This is a genomic window from Legionella micdadei (genome assembly GCF_000953635.1).
GTDB lineage: Bacteria > Pseudomonadota > Gammaproteobacteria > Legionellales > Legionellaceae > Tatlockia > Tatlockia micdadei.
Genome location: NZ_LN614830.1, coordinates 3,028,847 through 3,048,750, shown reverse-complemented (window position 1 = coordinate 3,048,750; position 19,904 = coordinate 3,028,847). Strand labels below are relative to the sequence as shown.

Genomic DNA, 19,904 nt, shown 5'->3' with positions numbered 1-19,904 from the left:
GGGAGGATGTTATTATAATTCTCCTGAGTATAGTTCGTGTTTAAAATTAACTACAAACCAAAATGGATTTACTCATCACCATTTATCTTGTTGGATTAGTGATTGCGATTTGGCGAGCGAGCATTGTCTTCTACGGTTTTAAGTTAATGAAACACAATTCACTCATCGACATGTTTTCAAGGCGCGTCCTGATGTTATTGGCTATGTTCTTTTAAAGACCTTTTTCTGGCCATGTTACCTTTTTGCAGAATGAGTCCTCTCGTTCGATTCTTGAAACTTTTTTAAACATTATGGTGGTGATAAGGGGCATTGTTACTACGGTACCCGCGGTTTAAAGAATTTCTTAAACGACATGATTAAGGGAAAAAAGCGTTATCGGTATTTTAAGGTTCAGCATTTATTTTGGGAGCTAGAAACCACAATTACCCTAAAGAGGAATTTAAAGAACGGTATGCTGAAATCATTCTAGCGCGCAATAGGGGATTATCATCTACTCTTAAATTAGTCGCTTCATGTTGGATAGTTGTGAACGATTGCCACCCTCTGAGATGAAAGAAAGGCTTAAATTGCTTAATCCAAATGAACTTAAACAAGTGCAGTTTTGAATACCAGTTAAATTTTAACTTTGCTCGATTCAAAACTGATAGGGAAGATGGACTTTAAACATCATTAGGAGGGGAAATGATTAATGGCTTTCCAACCAATGGCTAATTTCGAGCATACTTTCTTCAATCACACTAACGGTTTGACGGTATAACTGTTCAAGCAAATCACGTTGCCCTGTTTTCCAGTAGCGCTCAAGAAATTGGCAAGCCATTTTTATTTTCATTGTGCCTACATATACGGCACCCCCTTTGATTTTATGAGCTAGCTGTTGTGTTTTATCCCAGTCATGAGCCTCATGAGCCTCTTTCATGAGGGCGAAATCTTTAGGAAGTGAGTCAGTTATCATAAACTTTAACATGTCGGCCAAAGCGGATTCATTGCCCGTGGCTTTAATCCCTTCCTCGATATCTAAAATAGGAAACTCTATAAGATTAAATAAATTGTCTTTATCCTCAGGTAACTCAGATAGATAGCGCTCTTTCTCTGAAGGAGCTTCTGGTTGATGGTGTCCCGGGATAAATGCATCAAGGATATCGACACAGCTTTTTGCTGTCAGTGGTTTAGTAATTACTGCGTTCATACCTGCCTCGATGCATCTTTTTTTATTTTCATCACCCGCATGTGCAGTGAGCGCAATAATGGGGGTATGTGTATTTGTTACTAATTCATGAACTCGAATCCTGCGAGTAACTTCATAACCGTCCAAATCGGGTAAACCGATATCCATTAGTATTAAATCATAAGATTTATTCTTGTAAAACTCGATGGCTTTATGGCCGTTAATGGCAATATCGGCGGTACAGCTTAAGCGATTGAGTATGGAATTTGCTGCTTTTTGGGCAATGGCATTATCTTCAACCACTAATATTTGTGTTTGATGTTGCCCTAGAGATTTTGTTGGAGTAGGGTTAAGATAGGTGGTTTCATAAGGTTTTTCGAGCATCTTGTCTAAAGCATAATCAATTCCTGATGAATCATCTAGAAGCGCTTCTTGTAGAGGAATTAAACAAGTGAAAATACTACCTTTTCTGGGTTCGCTTTCAAGATAAATCTCAGCCCCTAAATCATCAATAAATTGTTTAATGACGGATAGTCCTAATCCAGCTCCTTTGTATATTCCTTGATAAGAGGGGGTTAATCGTTTGAATTGCACGTAAATGTCTTGTTGCCTATCTTTATGTATGCCTATACCAGTGTCTTGAACTATTAATTTGAGAATTAATTCACGACTATTACGCTTAGCTAGTCGGGCAGATAGTTTTACAAAACCTGAATCCGTAAAATTTAGTGCATTGGCTATCAATTCCAGTGCAATTCGATGGAGTCGGATTTTATCCCCAATGAGATAGCGGGGGATAATCGGATCGATTTCGAGACTAAGGTTTAAATTTTTTTCCGCTGCTTTCGCACGATTCAGTGCGATGACATATTCCAGAGTTTCATGAAGGTCAAATTTTTTCCTTAATTTGGGAATTTCTCCGGAACTTACTCGAATGGCTTCTAATACTTCATCCAATAGATGAAGTAGTGCGTGACTTGAAGCAATCAAGTTATCTGCATATTCTTGAATTCTGGGATCCTCAAATTCTAATTTGATAATTTCAGAGAAACCGACAATCCCTGTTAGTGGGGTTCGGATGTCGTGGCGCATATTTTCTAAAAATTCTGTTTTTGCTTGATTTGCAGCTTCTGCTGCATTTTTAGCTTCCTTAAGTTCTGCCTCAATTTTTTTGCGGTTTGTTATATCGACTGAAATACCAACAACTCCAATGACTTTATTATCATCATCAAAAATAGGGACACGGCTAGAAAGATAATAAATTGGATTGCCATCGTTATCATGAAGCGGTGGATCTTCAATGTTTAATTAGGAATACCCGTGGCCATGACTTCCATGTCATCCCGTTTATAAATAGCCGCATGCCCCTCGTGCCAGCCGGCAATTTTACCCATCTCTTCATAGGTTATTCCGATGAAATCATCTAAATTTTTTAATCCAACAAACTTAAGTACGTTTTCATTACAGCCCTGAGTGATGCAATTTCTATCCAGCCAATAGACATTGTTTGGCATACAAGAAATAATTTTTTGATAGTAATCATGAACCTCCTGGACGGTCTTCATTTTTGCTAGAGAAGAAGGCAGCTTATTAGGCTTATTTTTTTGGGGGCGTATATCCTTATCCATCAGATTCTCTCAGTTACTGCGATATGTTTTACGTATTATTATAAGTTATTATCCTGAAAATATTGGTTTAAATATCTCGCTAATTCATAGACATGAGGCTCTTGAAACATTGATTCGTGATTTCCCGGAGTGTTGATGAGCTGAATTGGCTTATCAGTGAACTGTTCCCAATGATTAAATGGGGCATCAATCTCAGCAAATGCCGGCATAATTTCTTTTGATTTAAATAATACTATTGGATGTTCAATTAATCCTAATTGATATTTCCATAGTAATTGTAACCGATACCATTGAATATCGAATAAGATCTCAGGAGAAGGCAACCCATAGCGCTCGAAATCTAATCTGAGTTCATTGTGTTGTCTTAGCATTGAGTTTCTAAAATAATTATCATCCAATAGTGTGTTTGGGTACACTCCCCAACCATCTAATACAATAATCGCGGATACAGTTTCATTCTTTTGGCTTAGTTGTCGAGAAATTTCAGCAGCAACCGTAGCTCCAAAAGAGGCCCCACCGATTAAATAAGGGCCTTGATCCTGAATCGTTTTAATATGAGATAAATAAAAAGAGGCCATCTCTTCTATGCTATTTAGGACAGGTTTTTCTAAATCAATACTTGGATCTTGAATTCCATAGATTGGTCGAGCGTTTCCCAACAATTTCGCTAAGGAAGAAAACCAAAAGACAGTGCCCCCTATAGGATGGATTAAAAAAAGAGGAGTTTTCATTCCTTGAGATTGCAAACAAAGAAGTGGGTTTGGAATTGCTTTACTTTCCTTTTTGGACGGGTTGTCTTGTAGCTTAATAATGTATTCAGCCTGATCTTTTACTGTTGGGTATTTAAAAATATCCCGTATTCTTATTTGTACGTTAAAATGCTCATGAATCAAAGTGAGTAATTTTAATGCAAGAAGCGAATTTCCACCGGAATCAAAAAAATTATCATCAATGCCTAGTTGATTTACTTCGAGGACAACTTGCCAAAGTCGTATAAGTTCTTTTTCATGGGCTAATAGATTGCGGTCAATACTATCAATCGGTGCAGTCTTTTTAAAATCAGGCTCCGGTAAGGCGCTTACGTCGACTTTCCCATTTACAGATAAAGGGATTGTCTTAATCGGTATATACACTTTAGGCAACATAAAGGCTGGGAATTTATCCTTAAGATGCTTTTTAATGGTTACGATATCTAAAGATTGATGTGGTTTATGTGTTAAATAGCAAGCTAAATAATCATGCCCATGCGAATCAGTTTTTTTAATGACAATACAGTCGGAGATCTCTTTATGCTGCAATATCGTCAGCACTAGCTCTTTAGGCTCGATACGAACCCCATTAATTTTTACCTGATCGTTATTTCGCCCTAAATATTCGAGCTCGCCATTAAGTAGCCAACGAGCTAGGTCACCTGTTTTATAAATTAGCTTATGATGTTTGGGCTCGAATGGATTTTCAATAAAATTCTCTTTAGTTAATGAATCTCGATGGTGATAACCTTGAGATAAGCTAAGACTGCCGATAGCAATCTCTCCTGATTCTCCAATGCCCGCAAGGTTTCCTTGTTCGTTAATTAAATAAAGAGAAGTATTGGCGATGGGTTTTCCAATATTATTGGTTTGAATATCTTGGGAGGTAACCACATGAAAACTAATGTCAATGGTTGCTTCTGTTGGGCCATATAAGTTAATCAATTGACAAGCTAACTGATTGAAAAAAAGCGCTTTAATTTCTGGTCGTAGTGATTCGCCGCCAACAAAAACTTTTTTTAACGACTGACATGTTCTGATCCGTTTAGAATTTAAAAATAACTTGAGGATGGAAGGAACTAATTGAATTGTTGTTATTTGATTTTCATTAACTAAGTCAATCAATAGCTCAGGATCAATGTGCGCTCCTGAGGGTGCTATCACTAATTGTCCACCCGTATAAAGAGGAACAAGAATTTCCCAAACTGAAGGGTCAAATGAAAGGGGAGTTTTAAGAAGTATTTTATCAGAGCTATCGAACTGAAATTGATACTGCATCCATAACATATGATTGTTTACTGCGAGATGACTTATTTTTACGCCTTTAGGAACTCCGGTACTGCCTGAAGTATAAATCATGTAAGCCAAGGAGTGATTCCTTGCTTTGCAATGATAGCTGTCTTGTTGAGTATTTAAGTGTGTATCAATGCTATCTAAAAAAATGAATTTAATATTTGGTTGAGTTATGCGTGATTGGATTTCTGTCTCCGTGATAATAAATTTAGCACCGCTGTCTTTTACCATAAAATTGATGCGATCGGTTGGGTAATGAACATCGAGTGGTACATAAAAACAACCGCATTTAATAATGGCTAAAATAGAGACAATCACGTCAATACATGGTTGAGCATAAATTGCTACAGGATTATTAGGTGATAAACCTAGGGCAGTAAGATAATGAGCCATTTGATTGACGCGTTTATTCAATTCACTATAAGTTAAGGCCGAGTGCTTGAATTGAAGTGCGGCAGCTTCAGGCGTACGCTGCACTTGATGCTCTAAAAAGGAGGAAATACTTGCTTTTTTATCAAATGATAATAAATCTCCTTTTCCAATGTATTGTTTCAAGCTTTTAGTGCGGGTGTTATCCATGAATACTATCCGATTTCTAATGAAAAAAGCCCATAATTTTTTTCAATATTGAATTCGAACTCTGACGAAAGATTGCCTTTTACCATCATCATAGTGTCACATGAGATATCTCGTTTAGCTCCCAGGCTGAGCATTAATTTTTGTCCAGTTACATTCATTTCGGGTATATCGAGGATTATGTTTTCTCTCCCTGCAATTGCCACTAGTTTCATTAGCAAAAGTTTCGCAATATCTGCGTTATTTGCGTATAAGGGGCCAATTCGATACCCATGAATACAGGGGCGGATTAAGCCATAACCTACAATTGTGTTATCGACTTCCACGTAATAACCATTAATTTGAGGGTGGGATAACACGCTAGTTAATGTGTTTTTCCGACAATATCCAAAAATATTTTGGTCGAATTCGAAAATTCTGTTTAGGGATTTGAGTGATACAGGATACACCTGATGTTGATCTTTTTCGGATGAAAAGAGGGGTGAATTAATAACCCACCGCAAATGGTTTTGGCAGGGTTTAAAACCTTCTTCTTGATAGCGAGCGATTTGTTGTGGCACTGCATATAATAAGACATTTGCGTCTGGATAATTATTTAGCCTAGTGATTACTTGCTGCCAAATTTGTGAGCCGTAGCCTATGCCTCGTTCAGATTCGATTACAATAAATGGCCCAATAGTAAAAAATTGATTACTGTGCTTAACAAGTGACATAGAGCCTATAGGGTTTTGTTCTTTGAAAAAAAGAAAATGGCCTTTGGGGTCAATTTGATAATAAAAAGTGTTGTCATATTTTCCTACATTCCATCCTTCTTTCATGCACCAACTTTGGACAACCATAAAATCTTCAATGTTCATTTGCTTTTTTGATAAAGCACAGGAGGAATGATTTTCTTGAATTTTAAGCTGGATCTCATTGTTTTTTAGTGGTTTTTCCATAATTCAATGATTATATGTTGTTGTAAATGCTTTTATTTTAGCATGTTTGTTTTAAATTTATTGAATTGCAAATTAACCCTCTTTAAATGAGCATTATCATTTTGTTAGGTTTGGCAGAACACTAACCAATTATAGCTTGAGAAAAGGGGTGGAGCAGAGAAAATTAGCTATACTTCAGTCCACCAAAGACGGCTTGGCTGGTTGAGTCGGAAATCTATTCGAAAGTTTCAGCACGAAATGAATATCGATTGCCCGAGGTGATTTTAGAGCGAGAGTAAATAACTTCATCAAGCCCATTGTTTTTCCCAAAAAAAGATGAACAAAAAATATTGAAAAAAATAAATCCAAGATCTAATTTATTTACCACAAAAGAATTAATGTGTATCGATTTATTTTTGCAGGGTTATTCTAATAAAGAAATAGCAAGCATCTTAAAGTTATCTCCAAGAACAATTGAAGATAAAATAGATAATTTAAAAATAAAAATTAAGGCTAAGAGCAGGGTAGATTTAGCAATAAAACTCTATGAAATAGTGAAATAAAGTTTAAAAAGAAAGCAGTTCGACGCGTGAATTCATTTTAAAGTCGGGCTTAACCGTTCTATACGTTGACAACGTTGTTAGACTACGACTAAATCCTTATTTTCTCCTACATCGCTTAGGCAAGGGATTGCAAAAAAATCATTGCTAAATCCTGGTGTTACGATTCATAAGGAGTGATTATTCTCTTTAAAGACTAACCAACTGATAAACGTTGCAATGACAATCCCGGCGAGCACATTTAAAAACCGGCCGATAACCACTTCCGTGGCAGCATTAGGTAATCCTGCTAACAGCATGATGGCTAATGCGCTGCCCGCGTGATTTCCTGTCGCTGAAAATTTCATTTCATACCCAATCAACATACCGCACAGAAAAAATCCCAATGCTAACACTGCTCCAATAATCATGAGACTATTGGGAAATAAGATCGCTACAGAACCACCTAGAATAGCCGCAAAGCACTGGCCTAAGAAACGTACTAATCCCTTCTCCTGAGTTCCTTTGACTGTATTTTCGAGAATAACAAATAAGGTAATTGTCACCCATACCCCTTGTGGGTAACGAAAAATCATCCAGAAAAGAAATGTCAAGGAAGCCGTAATACCAATAATCAGTGAATCAATTAAATCCGCTTTAGAAAAATGAATGCTTTTAAACGCTAGTTTTATTTTTTTTGCGGCTTCACGATCAATCAGCTGTTGCTTTCTGGGAATCAATTTAGACATGATCCAACTCACCACAGCGACCACAATGATTCCCAAACAGACCTCAAGTGTACGATAAAGCGCTATCGCTTTTATGTTATTGAGCAAAAACGATTGAATGACAATAACAGCACTAAACCCAGCAACCACAGATAAGTAGTTATAAGGCCTAGTCTGTAAACCAATATAGGTGGTTATTGTGGAAAAAAGTAAAACGGCAAAAAATAATTCCAAAGGTGAATAACCTATTTGCATCGCAAGAATAAAACCAATCGATGCACCACACAAAGTACCTGCCAATCGCAGAAATGCTTTAATAAATGTTGCTGAAAAATTAGGGCGAGCAATGGAGGAAACCGTTACAACGGACCAGAATCCTTCATGAAAATGATAATATTGTGAAAGAGTGAAGCAGATAAGGCCGCTTAGGCACATCTGCAAACCAATGATTAATGCGTTTTCAATTTTATTAGTCATACCTTTGCGTTATATCAACTTTTTTCAGAGGCTGGGATTGGTTGAGTTACGATTAAGTGTAGAGCTTGAAGAGGCCTCTTTTGCTCAATTTCAAGCTAACATAAACCCTAGATCATTGCTAGAGGGTGAGCAAGAGGGTAATATTTTTACTAGCAAGTGTAGCTGTCTACTGTCTATCATTAGCAGTTCGACAACAGCCGTTTTTAGTTGCTAGGAGTGTTATTTTTTGTTAAATCATTCTCTAACTTTTGAGAAATCTCATGTTGGGGAAAATTTTGTAAAGTTTTATCACAATGCCTTTTAAACGCTTCATGGCAAGAGGGAACTTCTAAATTCATCACAAGATATTCAGAAGGGGAATCCTGTAGATGCTCAAGCCTTTCTTTTTCTGTTTGCTTAAACCAGGCGGCTAAATCTTTTTCTTCGGTGGTATCTGGTTGATAAAGCGAGTGATTCAGCTGTCGGGCTTACTGTCAAAGCCGTTTGATTGCTTTTTACAAAAAAATCTAGAGAATAAAAACATCAATAAATTAGCTAATCCTTTAAGTCGTGCTTTACATAATCTAAGAAATCAGTGCGATCGTTTATATTTGGATAATCAAGCACATATTTCATTTTACAACACGGCGTAATAGGAACAGCTAATTTTTTGCATGGAATTAATGTCCAGCAATAAATCAAATTACATCATCTGGATAAAAAATAAACTAATTACATATTTTATATTCTCAATTATCAAACTTAATTCAATTGAAAATCTGGGCTATTAAATTTTGCTTTAGGATTTTCAGGCGGTAAACCCAACAAAGGCTGGGTTTTATGTGGGATAGCTGAATTAGATCGCTATCTGCAGATTCAAGCAGGTCCATAGTAAAAAATATGTATAGATTATTCTTGCAGTTAAATAGCTTAATATGCTGAATTCGGAATCATAGAGATTGACATGAAAGCAAAGAATTTTATCTGGCAACGGCATATCTAATCTTTCATGTTTTTGATCGTCGTTATTTAATCCCATTTGCAAGCAAACGGACTATGCTTTCTTCACATGGAGGCGGATGGAACGCATTCGATGCTGGGAACCTGATCAATTACTGTAAAAAGATCAGCAAGTTTTTCAGAGTAAAAAAGATCGGCTTGGTTATCATCATTACTTTCCACTATGAAATGTTTACCCCTTTCAGTAGCCGAAAGGAGTGTTGTATAAGTGATAATATTAGAGACCACGCCCATTAAACCGTTCTTTAATTTCTCTCTAAATTTTTCAGCTTGACCCATGCAGCAACAAAATAGCTCGAGATTAGGGATATTTTGGTTTTCAAGGTCTAAATCTTCCTTTAAAAGCGCTATAACATTTTTTGCTTTTAGGCCAGCGATTTTTTCCTCGTTCAGGTTTCCCTGGGCAACAATAAGAAATGTATCAAATTTACCCAACAAGGCTTTGAATTTTGGAATAATTTCTTCATTAGCCAAATTGTATACCACGAGATTCTTATTTTGTTCCCGTAACTTTCTTTTGATGTCATCTTCCATTCCCGGATCTAGAGCGTAGATGAAATATTCCTGCTGATTATATAAATTTCTTAAACTAGATCCGATATCTGAATTGGCTATGATCTCATTATCATAATTAGTAATATCTTTGGTTTTATCGATAAAATATGAGTAAATTTCAACGACAATAACTCCATTTTTATTCAAGTGGTATTGCTTTAATTTTTTAAAAATAGAATCATTATTTTCAAATTTTCTTTTGCCCATAGATACATAAATATAGTTTTATTTAGGATCGAGTATATCTATGAAAAATTAAGTTAATATTAAATGAGTAACTTAAGGCAATTATTATTAACGCGAACGATAAGGATCATTGAAGATGAACAAGAGCACCAGAAAATACTGTATTTCTTATTTTTGCTGTGCTTGCTCAAGGCTAGATAGATTAAGTAATACTGCATACCCTTAAGATCGAGATTGGAGAAGCGTTCCAATGCGGCTACGCTCAAATTCCAAAATTGATCTGTGCTTGTGGGCATAGGCTGATTTCTGTTTCTCTTGCCACGTCGCACTGGCGTCTTTTCCACAGAGCTCAGAAAGCTTCATTTCCTCACATTTATCCTTATGATCATCGATAAGTTTTGTTATGTCATATACCCCTGTATTAACAATAATCCAACAATCCATGGCGGTCTTATGAGTTTGAATCTCTTTGATTGGAATAAATTTTTGTTCAGATAAAGCTTCCTGACATGACAATAGACTTATCAACAATATTAACCAACCTCTCTTCATAGCAATCCCTCCAATTTAATATTGTGTCTTTGAACACCACGAGATATTAAAAGCGATTTAAGATTTTTCTGAAACCCAGGATGCCCGCATATACGGAATTTTTCGAAATTTGTGCTATCAAACGGTTTGCCGCTGAATTCGGCAATAAACTGTTGCCCAGAACCGATATAAGATTCCCAGGTAAAATTAAGATGCTGTTGCATACAATCATCGAGCTCCTCACTAAAAAACATCTTTGATGCAGAGCTGTCACAGCAAATAAAATGTATCTTTTTCCGGAATGAAGAGGGAAAGGAGCGAATTGCAGCAAGGAATATAGCTGCACCTACACCGTAAGCAATCCACAACTGGGTTTGATCCGTTTTCCAAAAAGAAGTGCCGAACGGGGCTAAGACGCGAACTGATCCGGGAAGAGAAATAGTATTCAATTGCCCCGTGTCCTTGCCTCGAGCCTTGATGAAGAGTTCAATAAAGGGTTCGGACGGCCTCGAAATAATTGTAAAAGGATGCCAGATATAGGAAAGATTGGAAGATAAAAATTTAAGATACATAAAATGCCCAGGATCGAAGTGAAAATGTTTAGGTTCATTAGATTGAAGTTGGAGGAGAAATAACCCAGGACGTACTTCACACACTTTGCTGATTAAATATTTTTTACCCCAGAAAGAGAATACTGGAAGAATAACAGCTAATAATAAGGCGATTAATCCAAGTATACCTAGTGATACAAATATTAACCACTCCGCAACATTATAAGGAGCAAGTAGCAATACGGTATGAAGCAATGCCGTAATAAGACAAAGGGAAGTCAAAATATGAATACGGCGCCATCGTCTATAGGGGATTTGCAAACGGTAAAAGGCCAGTAGGCTGGCTAGAATAACACCGACAAATGTAATCCATCCGGATAAAAGGGCAAGATCGCTCCAATCAAAAATTAACTCGAAATGTCCCCTATAACTCCAGAATAATTGGCCTAGGTGATACATCATCATTGCGACGAATATCATGGCGATCCAATGATGCCAGCGCAATTGTCGTTGGAGACCATCGAATATCTTGTTTAATGTCGGACTTCGGACAGCCAGATAAAATGAGGCAATAAATAAGATCAGTGCAATATATCCACTCAATCGAATCATATATGATTTCGCCATTTTGGTTTGTCTAGGGTAGTTTCTTTTATGATCAAAATTACAAATTTGTCCTTAACTCGATTCATACCGGTTTCTCCTGAGTTATTCGCGAACCAATAATTTTTCTTACTCCATTAATAAACCAGCCAATGCGCTGATGTGATTCTCGCAAGCAGATTCAAAGGCAGGCTGAGTCTAAATTAGCGAAAATTTGTTGTGCCTTATGAAGAATTGCTTCTTTCTTATCGGTGCTCATTTTTTGCCAGTTCATGTAAGCATAGTTTAGCCGCGTATTATTCTTGAGCTTCTCTTGATTTTGTTTGAGGAAATTCCAGTATAAGGCATTAAATGGGCAGGCATTTTCTCCCAATAAATCATTTGGATTATAAGGGCATGATTGGCAAAAATTACTCATGCGATTTATATATTTTCCACTCGCGGCGTAAGGTTTGGTTGACATTAGTCCGCCATCGGCGTAAAGCGCCATACCTAATGTATTGGGAAGTTCCACCCACTCATAAGCATCAGCATAAACAGTAAGATACCAGTCACAGACTTGTTGGGGATCTAAGCCTGCCAATAACGCAAAATTTCCCGTTATCATTAATCGTTGAATGTGGTGAGAATAAGCTTCTGCTGAAGTTTGGCGCACGACTTCCTTAATACAAAACATTTTAGTTTCTGCTCCCCAGAAAAAAGCAGGTAGGTGTCTTACGGCATTAAAGTAGTTCATTTCCTTGTAACTAGGCATAAAGAGCCAATAAATACCGCGTACATACTCCCTCCATCCTAGAATTTGGCGTATAAATCCCTCGACCGAATTCAGGGGTGCTTTTTGAGTGAAGTAAGCCTGCTCAGCCCTCCGGCATAATTCTAAAGGCTGTAAGAGGCCTGTATTAAGGTAAAATGACAATTTTGAATGATATAAAGTTATTTCATTGCTGAGCATGGCATCCTGATAGTCACCAAAAAAGCCAAGGCAATGCCCCATAAAATAATCTGCTTCGGATAAGGCTTGATTGCGGGTGACTGCGAGGTTAAAAGGATGCAGTTCGCCAAAATGGTTTGAAAAGTGGGTTGAAACCAATCTCAAAATGTCAGCAGTAATCACATCTATTGGGTATTCCAAACGCTTAGGAAATGAGGGAACATGTTTTGCGTTTTTACGATTTTGCGCATCATAATTCCATGAACCACCGATTGGCTTCCCTTTTTCATCGATTAGTAAGTTATGCTTTTGGCGCATCATTCGATAAAAATGCTCCATGCGTAGTCGATTTTTGCATGTGGCCCAATTTTTAAACTCATTTGTTGTACATAGAAACCGATTGTCCTCATGGATAGTGAGTGGAACTGCTAATTGATCTTTGCAATCTTGAATCATTTTTAGAACCCGCCATTCTCCTGGTTCAGTAAGACAGATTGATGAAGGTTTTACCTCTTCGATTGCACGAAAGAGTTCTTTAGTTAGGCTCCCTTGATTATCTGGATCATCAAATTTGATATAACGAACTTGATATCCTTTCGCCACGAGTTCTTGAGCAAAATGGCGCATCGCGGAAAATATAAAAGCAATTTTTTTAGGGTGATGATCTACATAAGTGGCCTCCTGCGCAACCTCACACATCAAGATGACATCATCGCACTTATTAATTGCCGTAATGGCAGATAATGTTTCGCTTAGTTGATCGCCTAAAATAAAACATAGTTTAGCCATAAATTTTCACATATTAGGTTCGTTATATCTTCATTTTTGGACGAACACGGCTTAAACCCCCATCAACTGCAAGGACTTGTCCAGTTATCCAGCTTGTTTCTGGACTCAGTAAAAATAGGATGGCTTGAGCAATATCCTCTGGAGTGCCAATACGCCCGAGAGCATGCATCATTTTTGAGGCATTAAGGGCAAACTGGTTATTTACCAAGGAGGCAGTCAGTGGAGTATTTACCATTCCGGGGGCTATTACATTTACCCTTAAATTGTTCGGCGCATAAGTAGCTGCTGCGGCTTGGGCAAGTCCAATTATGCCTGCTTTGGCTGCTGCCACTGCTTCGTGGTTAGCAAGTCCAACTAATGCTGCCGCAGATGAAATCAATACAACTGAACCACCTTCTTTCATCATTAAACCAGCAGCACGAATTGTAGCAAATGAGGTTTTTAAAGAGGCATCAATGCTGGCTTGAAATTCTTCAACGGTGGTTGTGTGAGCACTTTTAAGGAGTAATGAGCCCGCGCAATTCACCACCCCATCAATAGTACCAATTTTATGAAACACTTCGGCAACGGCATCAAAATCACATGCATCAAGAATAAAATCAGGTTTTATCTTGCGATTATCTCTTGCGGTAGTAAATACTCGGTCACCTCGACTTTTTAAGTGTGTTGTAACGGATTGTCCAATTGCACTGCTTGCAGCGATAACTAAGTAATTAGCCATGAGATTATTTTCAATAACTTACCATAAAATTACTATGCTTCATTGAGTAGGAAACATCAATATGTTTGGGAACCAATGCAAAGTGCTCACAAGTTTATAGAGTAATTAGGAAGAGGGAAAAATTTATCTTCCATCAAACTTCTTTATAACGCTAAAGACATTCCATACGGTTTAACTCATTTTGAAAAACCACTGCAGGTTGCCCGTTTGGTTTACCACCTAACGAGCCAGTTTAAAAAGAGTAATACTATGAAAAAACAATAATCTGACTCATTGGCAAGTTCACTTTACAGGATAGTGGTATCTTTAAACAGATACTCCGTTTTAAAGTGGTGATGCTCAGCTTTTTTGTGAACATCAGTGCGTTGAGTTGATCTTCCATTTTTGTATGTCGCAGTTCATAAGGCTTGGCTAAAAAGCATTGATAAATCCCTCGATAGAAAATGAACGATAAGTAGTCAAACTAAATCGTTGTTATGTGCTATTAAATATATATTAAGTTAACTCAACGAATCGCGAAAATAGCTCTTACGAAGGAGAATTTATGTCGAAGATTAATGGCGGTCAGCTCGTTGTAAAATGCTTGGAGGCACAGGGTGTGGAGTTTATTTTCGGGATTCCGGGTGCAAAAATTGACACAGTTTTTGATGCCTTGGAAGATTCAACTATCCAATTAATCCTCTGCCGCCATGAACAAAATGCAGCGTTTATGGCGGCAGCTTATGGCCGTTTGACTGGTAAACCGGGGGTTGTGTTAGTGACATCGGGGCCAGGCGTTTCAAATTTAGCAACAGGATTATTAACAGCAACAACAGAAGGGGATCCAATTGTTGCACTTGGAGGCAATGTTGCTCGTGATATGGCTCTAAAAGCTTCCCATCAGAATACGAATAACGTGCAATTGATGAAGCCTGTCTGTAAAACCAGTGTGGAAACTGAAGTACCAGAAATCATTCCAGAAGCAATAGCAAATGCATTTCGCACTGCAGTTGCTCCGAGAAGCGGCGCTTGCTTTATCAGTCTACCGCAGGATGTATTGAAGGAAATGACATCCGCCCCAGTAATAAAGCCTGCGTCAAGAATTTGCTATGGCTTGGCACACCCTGAAACAATAAGGGCTGTTTCGCAATTAATAAATCAAGCAAAATGTCCTGTTTTATTATTAGGAGAGGAAGCAAGTCGCCCTGAAAATACCGAAGCAATCCGGAAATTACTCCTAAAAACCGGTTTACCCACCGTTGGAACGTTTCAGGCTGCTGGCGTGGTGTCAAGGGAGTTGGTTTCTTGCTTTGCTGGAAGAGTTGGATTGTTTCGTAATCAACCCGGCGATCAATTACTAAATCAATCCGACATTATTATCACCATTGGATTTGATTCAGTAGAATATGATCCAGAAGTATGGAATGCAGAGTGTCAAAAAACAATTGTGCATATCGATTATTCTCCAGCGACAATTCGCGAGGCTTATCAACCTAAATATGAAGTGCTTGGAGATATCGATGCCAATCTGAGTGCATTGATCGAACTCCTAGATACTTCCATGGTCTTAAGAAATCAGAAAAATGTAAAACCCTATCATGAGGCCCACCAAAAAATTATTTTGACGGGGAAATCATTGTCAAGAGGTAAATTAATGCATCCTTTGCATTTCATTCATGAATTACGCGAAGCCATTGACGATGACACCCTCATAACCTGTGATGTTGGAACAATTTACATGTGGATGTCCCGTTATTTTTTATCCTATCAACCCCACCATCTGTTATTTAGTAATGGCCAGCAAACATTGGGTGTGGCATTGCCGTGGGCTATGGCCGCAAAATTGGTTTATCCGAATAAAAAAATTATTTCAATGTCAGGGGATGGTGGTTTTTTATTTTCATCCATGGAGTTGGAAAATGCCGTAAGAAATAAACTTGATTTCGTCCATTTTGTGTGGCGTGATGGATCTTACAATATGGTTAAAGAGCAAGAATTAATGAAATATAAACGCCCATCAGGCGTTGAGTTTGGAAAAGTAGATCTAGCAGATTATGCCAAAGCGTTTGGAGCAATCGGATACGAATTACAAGATCCGGCCGACTTTAGCGAATTATTGCAAGAGGCATTAAAGCAAAAGGGACCTGTCCTGATTGATATTCCAATTGACTATTCCGACAACCCAGGGTTATTTGAAACGGGGGTGTTATCTTGAGCTGCTCAAATAAAACCCTGTTTCAGGTAGGGGTGCTTTGTGGATTTCTTGATAAAGTCTATGAGGGGGATCATACCCTGGCACAAATCATGGCAAAAGGAAATATGGGTATTGGAACCTTTGATTTTGTCCATGGCGAATTAATTGGATTGGATGGCCAATTTTATCGGATAATTGAAGACGGTATCGCAAGGCCTGTCGATCCACAACAAAAATCACCCTTTGCCTGGGTGGTTGACTTTGAGGAAACGCATCAGTTTACCTTGGAGGGGATTAACAGCTTCGAGCATTTTTCAGAAGCATTTGACCGACAAGTACCATCACCCAACTACATTTATGCTTATCGCTTTGAATGCCTGATGGATAAACTGGAGTGCCGGACCGAGTCCTGCCAACCAAAACCTTTTCAACCTTTGGTAGAAACAATGCCAAGCGTTCAGGTCAATTTCTCCTATAGAAAAGTAAAGGGAAAGGTTGCTGGTTTTTATTTCCCTTCTTACATGGCGACAATGAATATTCCGGGCCATCATATGCATTTCTTGGATTCAACCCATAGGCAAGGAGGGCATGTTTTTGATTGTGTATTTAAGAAGGCGTTAATCAGTGTGTGTTGTATTAAAAATTACACAGTCGCATTAGTTGAATCAGAGACGTTTGAAAAATTAAGCCCCCATGCTCAAAATTTGGAACAAGCCACCCATTTAATTGAAAAGCAAAGAAAATAGAACTTAGATACGTTTTTTTGGCAATAAAATATAAAAAAATCAAAGAGTTATTTTCTTTCTAAGAAGGCCGCGGAGGACAAAATTAAATCTTAATCTTTGCTTAAGGTTGCCATGTTAATATATGCTTCCCTATCATTCTATTTGATGATGTATGAACTTAGGTCCTTTTTGGTGTGAGCGTGATAAATCTTGGGTACGTTTTGTTTACGAGAACGAAATAGTCAAGGCTGAAATTGCTCAAATATCTTCGAAAGATCCCCGTATAACAACGGATTGGCAACCAATTACCAGGGGTAATTGGCACGTAAGTTATGCCTATAAACAGCAAGAGGCAGTGCCGGGATTTTATGTTTTAAGAGACGGTGTTTTATATTTTACTGATTGGAACCCAAATCGGGTTACGGGTATTAATGCCTCTGTGCTCAAGAAATCGGGGTGGTTTCCATATAATATCTTAAAAGATAACCCCTTCATCGGGCATCAAAAAGAAGAAGTTAGTACATTGCTCCCTAACACAGCGTTACCCTTAACCCCAGAGATGTTATTAGAAAAGTTAACAGAAGAACGCGCCTTAGAAGAGAAAAGAATAAGAGAAGCTCAAGAGGCGGAAAGGATTAGAGTAGAGCAGGAAAAAGCTCAATGGGAAGCCTGCAAAAAGGGAAATATACGTTATCGTGGTCTTGAAGCTGCGGGCCGCGACACACTATTCGAAATTGGAACCTTAGAGATTTTATATAACGAATTGTCGCTGGCTTTATATGATTTCCATATTAGTAATTACGACAATTGCGAAGATTATTTATATGCATTAAAAACGATCATTGAAGAGGATGGCGATCCTCATCATCAAGCTATTGTGAATATGGCTAGTCGTACAGATATTGATAGGGATTTAGGGTTTACGGGCGATGAGGAGTTACGCAAAGCATTAATGGCGCATAAGAAGACTTTCTTCTTTAATTTGTTACGTGAAGAAGTGAATTATCTTAGTAATGAATTCCATATTGAATGCAATCTTTTAAGCCATGAAGAAATAGCCGAGCACGAGGAGGAACAGCGGGCTTTGCGAAATATGACTTTCGATGAAATGTATGAGCAAGAAGGTAGCGATCAGGAGCTCCAAGCAGCTTTAGAACTGAGCCGAATTGAAACTGAGCGTCAGGAGCAAGAGCGCGTTCATTTTGAACAGCAATATCAACATGTTTTAGCAGCGAGTTTAGTTTCAAATCATTATCCCCATTACGATCCTATTGAAGTTGTTGAAGAAGATCAATTGTCTTTAATTCGTAATGCAGTAACCAAGGCCCAAGAAAGCTATAAAGAATGGTACGATGACAAAGATGGAGTAAAAGAGATACGGGGCAGGGATGGTTTTTTTAGCAGATGGTTTTTTAGACATGGTCCTTCTGGACAAAAGCGGGCGAGTGAGTTTAAGGATGACATTGTTCGGAATATTCATGACGAGGAGAATGCAATAGAGCGGATTAACGAGTTATTGCAAGACAGTAAAACAGCGTACAATCGGCACTCTTTCGCTTCATTTTTGCTTGATGAATTGCGAAAAATTGATGGGAGTTGCTGGAGTACAATAGCTCCGCCTAAAGAGGGAATATACGATAAAAACCAGGTCATTAAGAGGCTTTCCGTTTCTTCGGGGGATTTAGGTATTTTAGGAAGAATCTTCTAAAGCTAATTTAAATGGGGTTCTTTTTTGAATAGGGAAAATTAAATAATCCTCACATCCTCGTCAATAATCAGCCAAGCCTATGCTTGTTAGGTTTTCTGTGCGATGAAATGGTAACTCATAGTCACTAACCCCAAGCGATCCGCCTCACACAATGCTTCAACATCTTGGCTAAGTCGATCTAGCAACAAATTAAAGTGATTAGGGAGTAAATTTATTTTTACAAGAAATTTAACAATCGGTGATAATTTATCGTAATTACTCCCCGCCTTATTGATAAGAGGTTCTTGCGATTTATTGATACTTGGGTCTTCACTTAATAGCACTTTAAATCCGGCATTTTGTAAGACTAATTGATATTCTTCGGGGGAGGGAGTGCCAATTGCACCAATCAATGGTTTGATTTTTTGCATTAATTCCCGATGATGAGGATTTTGAGCGTCATAGCCAGGCAAACGAACCCACTCTAATAATGAAATTTTTCCACCTGGTTTAAGAATACGATGTAGTTCTGAAAAGAGTTTAGACAAATCTCTGCAGAGAGAAAGCGCCTGAATTTCGTAAATACAATCAAAATTATTATCATCAAAAGCGAGAGGCAAATCATTAAAGTCGGCATTGATAAAATGACATTGTTGGGATAAATTTTGCTTTTTGGCGAAAGCAATAGCATTATCTAATTGACTTTGATCAATATTAATTCCTGTGATTTGTGCTCCAGTAAGTGAAGCAAGATGCATGGCAACACGCCCTTTTCCACACCCTAATTCAAATACTTTATCATTCTCTTTCATCCCAAGGAGATGGACAAAATTTCTTTCAAATAGGATCTGATTATTGATGACATTTTTTGCTAAGTCGAGTGTAGGAGGTATATACATTTTTTCAACCTGCCCAATTGCGCAAAGATGATTAATCACCTCATACCAACTAATCAGTTTCTGCTTAACTTCCTCGTAGGCAATGGATTTTGAATCATCCATCGCTTGTCCGTGAACCCAATCACAATGATAGAGGTTATATGCCTCTAGAAATGCTTCAACTTTTTGTGGGGATAATTGATATAGCGCTTTAAATGAATTCCAGATAGTAACTAATCGATACAATGTTGAATTCGGGCTCAAAGTCATCGTGATATTTCCTTAATCGTTAAATCCCTTAAGCTATAGTATTCAAGTTCCAATGATTGATCGACTGCTTTTTTAAAAACTGCCGTCACACAAGGTATTATAGGTTCTTAAAGGGGCTATGGGTCCTGTTGTCCAATAAGGAATCCCTTGGAGAAAGTGTTCAAATATAATTCTATATGTAATAAGCATTGACTCTTGTTTGTTTTTGTATACAATTGGTGCTTGAATTGTTC

General features: G+C 37.8%; 15 protein-coding genes. 4 read left to right on the top strand and 11 right to left on the bottom strand.

Annotated features, from left to right (window positions below):
- Window positions 1-685 precede the first annotated feature (685 nt).
- From LMI_RS13605 to LMI_RS13595, 4 genes are all read right to left on the bottom strand, one after another.
- Window positions 686-2,257: a response regulator gene (locus LMI_RS13605; RefSeq protein ID WP_052679592.1), complete on the bottom strand. Its 1,572-nt coding sequence runs from the start codon at window positions 2,255-2,257 to the stop codon at window positions 686-688.
- 212 nt (window positions 2,258-2,469) lie between these two features.
- Window positions 2,470-2,793, bottom strand: coding sequence for a hypothetical protein (locus LMI_RS14980; protein WP_052679591.1), 324 nt, complete (start codon window positions 2,791-2,793; stop codon window positions 2,470-2,472).
- Window positions 2,794-2,831: 38 nt separating this feature from the next.
- Window positions 2,832-5,414 carry an amino acid adenylation domain-containing protein gene (locus LMI_RS13600; RefSeq protein WP_045100274.1) on the bottom strand — a complete coding sequence of 861 codons (2,583 nt, stop codon included), beginning with the start codon at window positions 5,412-5,414 and terminating at the stop codon, window positions 2,832-2,834.
- A 5-nt stretch (window positions 5,415-5,419) separates the two neighbouring features.
- The gene (locus LMI_RS13595; RefSeq protein ID WP_045100273.1) at window positions 5,420-6,349 is read right to left on the bottom strand and encodes a GNAT family N-acetyltransferase; all 930 of its coding nucleotides are present in this window, start codon (window positions 6,347-6,349) and stop codon (window positions 5,420-5,422) included.
- Between the two features lie 329 nt (window positions 6,350-6,678).
- On the opposite strand from LMI_RS13595, the gene LMI_RS13590 reads away from it, so the two are divergent.
- A complete protein-coding gene (locus LMI_RS13590) occupies window positions 6,679-6,891 on the top strand; it encodes a helix-turn-helix transcriptional regulator (protein ID WP_143001042.1) in 213 nt (70 codons plus the stop codon).
- Window positions 6,892-7,055: 164 nt separating this feature from the next.
- Here the strand turns inward: LMI_RS13590 and LMI_RS13585 are convergent, their stop codons facing one another.
- The 6 genes from LMI_RS13585 to LMI_RS13560 form a co-directional block, all read right to left on the bottom strand.
- On the bottom strand, window positions 7,056-8,072 hold the full coding sequence (locus LMI_RS13585; RefSeq protein WP_045100271.1) for an FUSC family protein: 1,017 nt from the start codon (window positions 8,070-8,072) through the stop codon (window positions 7,056-7,058).
- Between the two features lie 1,044 nt (window positions 8,073-9,116).
- Window positions 9,117-9,833, bottom strand: a complete 717-nt coding sequence (locus LMI_RS13580; protein ID WP_052679590.1) for a hypothetical protein — start codon at window positions 9,831-9,833, stop codon at window positions 9,117-9,119.
- Window positions 9,834-10,034: 201 nt separating this feature from the next.
- Window positions 10,035-10,364: a cytochrome b5 domain-containing protein gene (locus LMI_RS13575; protein WP_045100270.1), complete on the bottom strand. Its 330-nt coding sequence runs from the start codon at window positions 10,362-10,364 to the stop codon at window positions 10,035-10,037.
- Complete coding sequence (locus tag LMI_RS13570) at window positions 10,361-11,521, bottom strand: ferric reductase-like transmembrane domain-containing protein (RefSeq protein WP_082050755.1); 1,161 nt, start codon at window positions 11,519-11,521, stop codon at window positions 10,361-10,363. Before LMI_RS13570 ends, LMI_RS13575 begins: the two co-directional genes overlap by 4 nt.
- Window positions 11,522-11,678: 157 nt before the next feature.
- On the bottom strand, window positions 11,679-13,217 hold the full coding sequence (locus LMI_RS13565; protein ID WP_045100268.1) for a cryptochrome/photolyase family protein: 1,539 nt from the start codon (window positions 13,215-13,217) through the stop codon (window positions 11,679-11,681).
- 22 nt (window positions 13,218-13,239) lie between these two features.
- Entirely contained in the window at window positions 13,240-13,938 is a 699-nt protein-coding gene (locus LMI_RS13560) for an SDR family NAD(P)-dependent oxidoreductase (protein WP_045100267.1), read from the bottom strand.
- A gap of 544 nt (window positions 13,939-14,482) precedes the next feature.
- Here LMI_RS13560 and alsS point away from each other — a divergent pair.
- From alsS to LMI_RS13545, 3 genes are all read left to right on the top strand, one after another.
- Window positions 14,483-16,132, top strand: coding sequence for an acetolactate synthase AlsS (gene alsS / locus LMI_RS13555; RefSeq protein WP_045100266.1), 1,650 nt, complete (start codon window positions 14,483-14,485; stop codon window positions 16,130-16,132).
- Window positions 16,129-16,857, top strand: a complete 729-nt coding sequence (locus LMI_RS13550; RefSeq protein ID WP_045100265.1) for an acetolactate decarboxylase — start codon at window positions 16,129-16,131, stop codon at window positions 16,855-16,857. Before alsS ends, LMI_RS13550 begins: the two co-directional genes overlap by 4 nt.
- Before the next feature lie 151 nt (window positions 16,858-17,008).
- Entirely contained in the window at window positions 17,009-18,544 is a 1,536-nt protein-coding gene (locus tag LMI_RS13545; protein WP_045100264.1) for a hypothetical protein, read from the top strand.
- Between the two features lie 86 nt (window positions 18,545-18,630).
- Here LMI_RS13545 and LMI_RS13540 read toward each other — a convergent pair whose 3' ends face one another.
- On the bottom strand, window positions 18,631-19,671 hold the full coding sequence (locus tag LMI_RS13540; protein ID WP_045100263.1) for a class I SAM-dependent methyltransferase: 1,041 nt from the start codon (window positions 19,669-19,671) through the stop codon (window positions 18,631-18,633).
- Between the last annotated feature and the right edge of the window lie 233 nt (window positions 19,672-19,904).

Coding starts and splice junctions, on each gene's coding strand:
- LMI_RS13595 (WP_045100273.1), bottom strand. CDS start 6,349: ATGGAAAAACCACTAAAAAACAATGAGATCCAGCTTAAAATTCAAGAA.
- LMI_RS13605 (WP_052679592.1), bottom strand. CDS start 2,257: ATGCGCCACGACATCCGAACCCCACTAACAGGGATTGTCGGTTTCTCT.
- LMI_RS13580 (WP_052679590.1), bottom strand. CDS start 9,833: ATGGGCAAAAGAAAATTTGAAAATAATGATTCTATTTTTAAAAAATTA.
- LMI_RS13545 (WP_045100264.1), top strand. CDS start 17,009: ATGAACTTAGGTCCTTTTTGGTGTGAGCGTGATAAATCTTGGGTACGT.
- LMI_RS13560 (WP_045100267.1), bottom strand. CDS start 13,938: ATGGCTAATTACTTAGTTATCGCTGCAAGCAGTGCAATTGGACAATCC.
- LMI_RS14980 (WP_052679591.1), bottom strand. CDS start 2,793: ATGGATAAGGATATACGCCCCCAAAAAAATAAGCCTAATAAGCTGCCT.
- LMI_RS13600 (WP_045100274.1), bottom strand. CDS start 5,414: ATGGATAACACCCGCACTAAAAGCTTGAAACAATACATTGGAAAAGGA.
- LMI_RS13540 (WP_045100263.1), bottom strand. CDS start 19,671: ATGACTTTGAGCCCGAATTCAACATTGTATCGATTAGTTACTATCTGG.
- LMI_RS13565 (WP_045100268.1), bottom strand. CDS start 13,217: ATGGCTAAACTATGTTTTATTTTAGGCGATCAACTAAGCGAAACATTA.
- LMI_RS13575 (WP_045100270.1), bottom strand. CDS start 10,364: ATGAAGAGAGGTTGGTTAATATTGTTGATAAGTCTATTGTCATGTCAG.
- alsS (WP_045100266.1), top strand. CDS start 14,483: ATGTCGAAGATTAATGGCGGTCAGCTCGTTGTAAAATGCTTGGAGGCA.
- LMI_RS13585 (WP_045100271.1), bottom strand. CDS start 8,072: ATGACTAATAAAATTGAAAACGCATTAATCATTGGTTTGCAGATGTGC.
- LMI_RS13570 (WP_082050755.1), bottom strand. CDS start 11,521: ATGGCGAAATCATATATGATTCGATTGAGTGGATATATTGCACTGATC.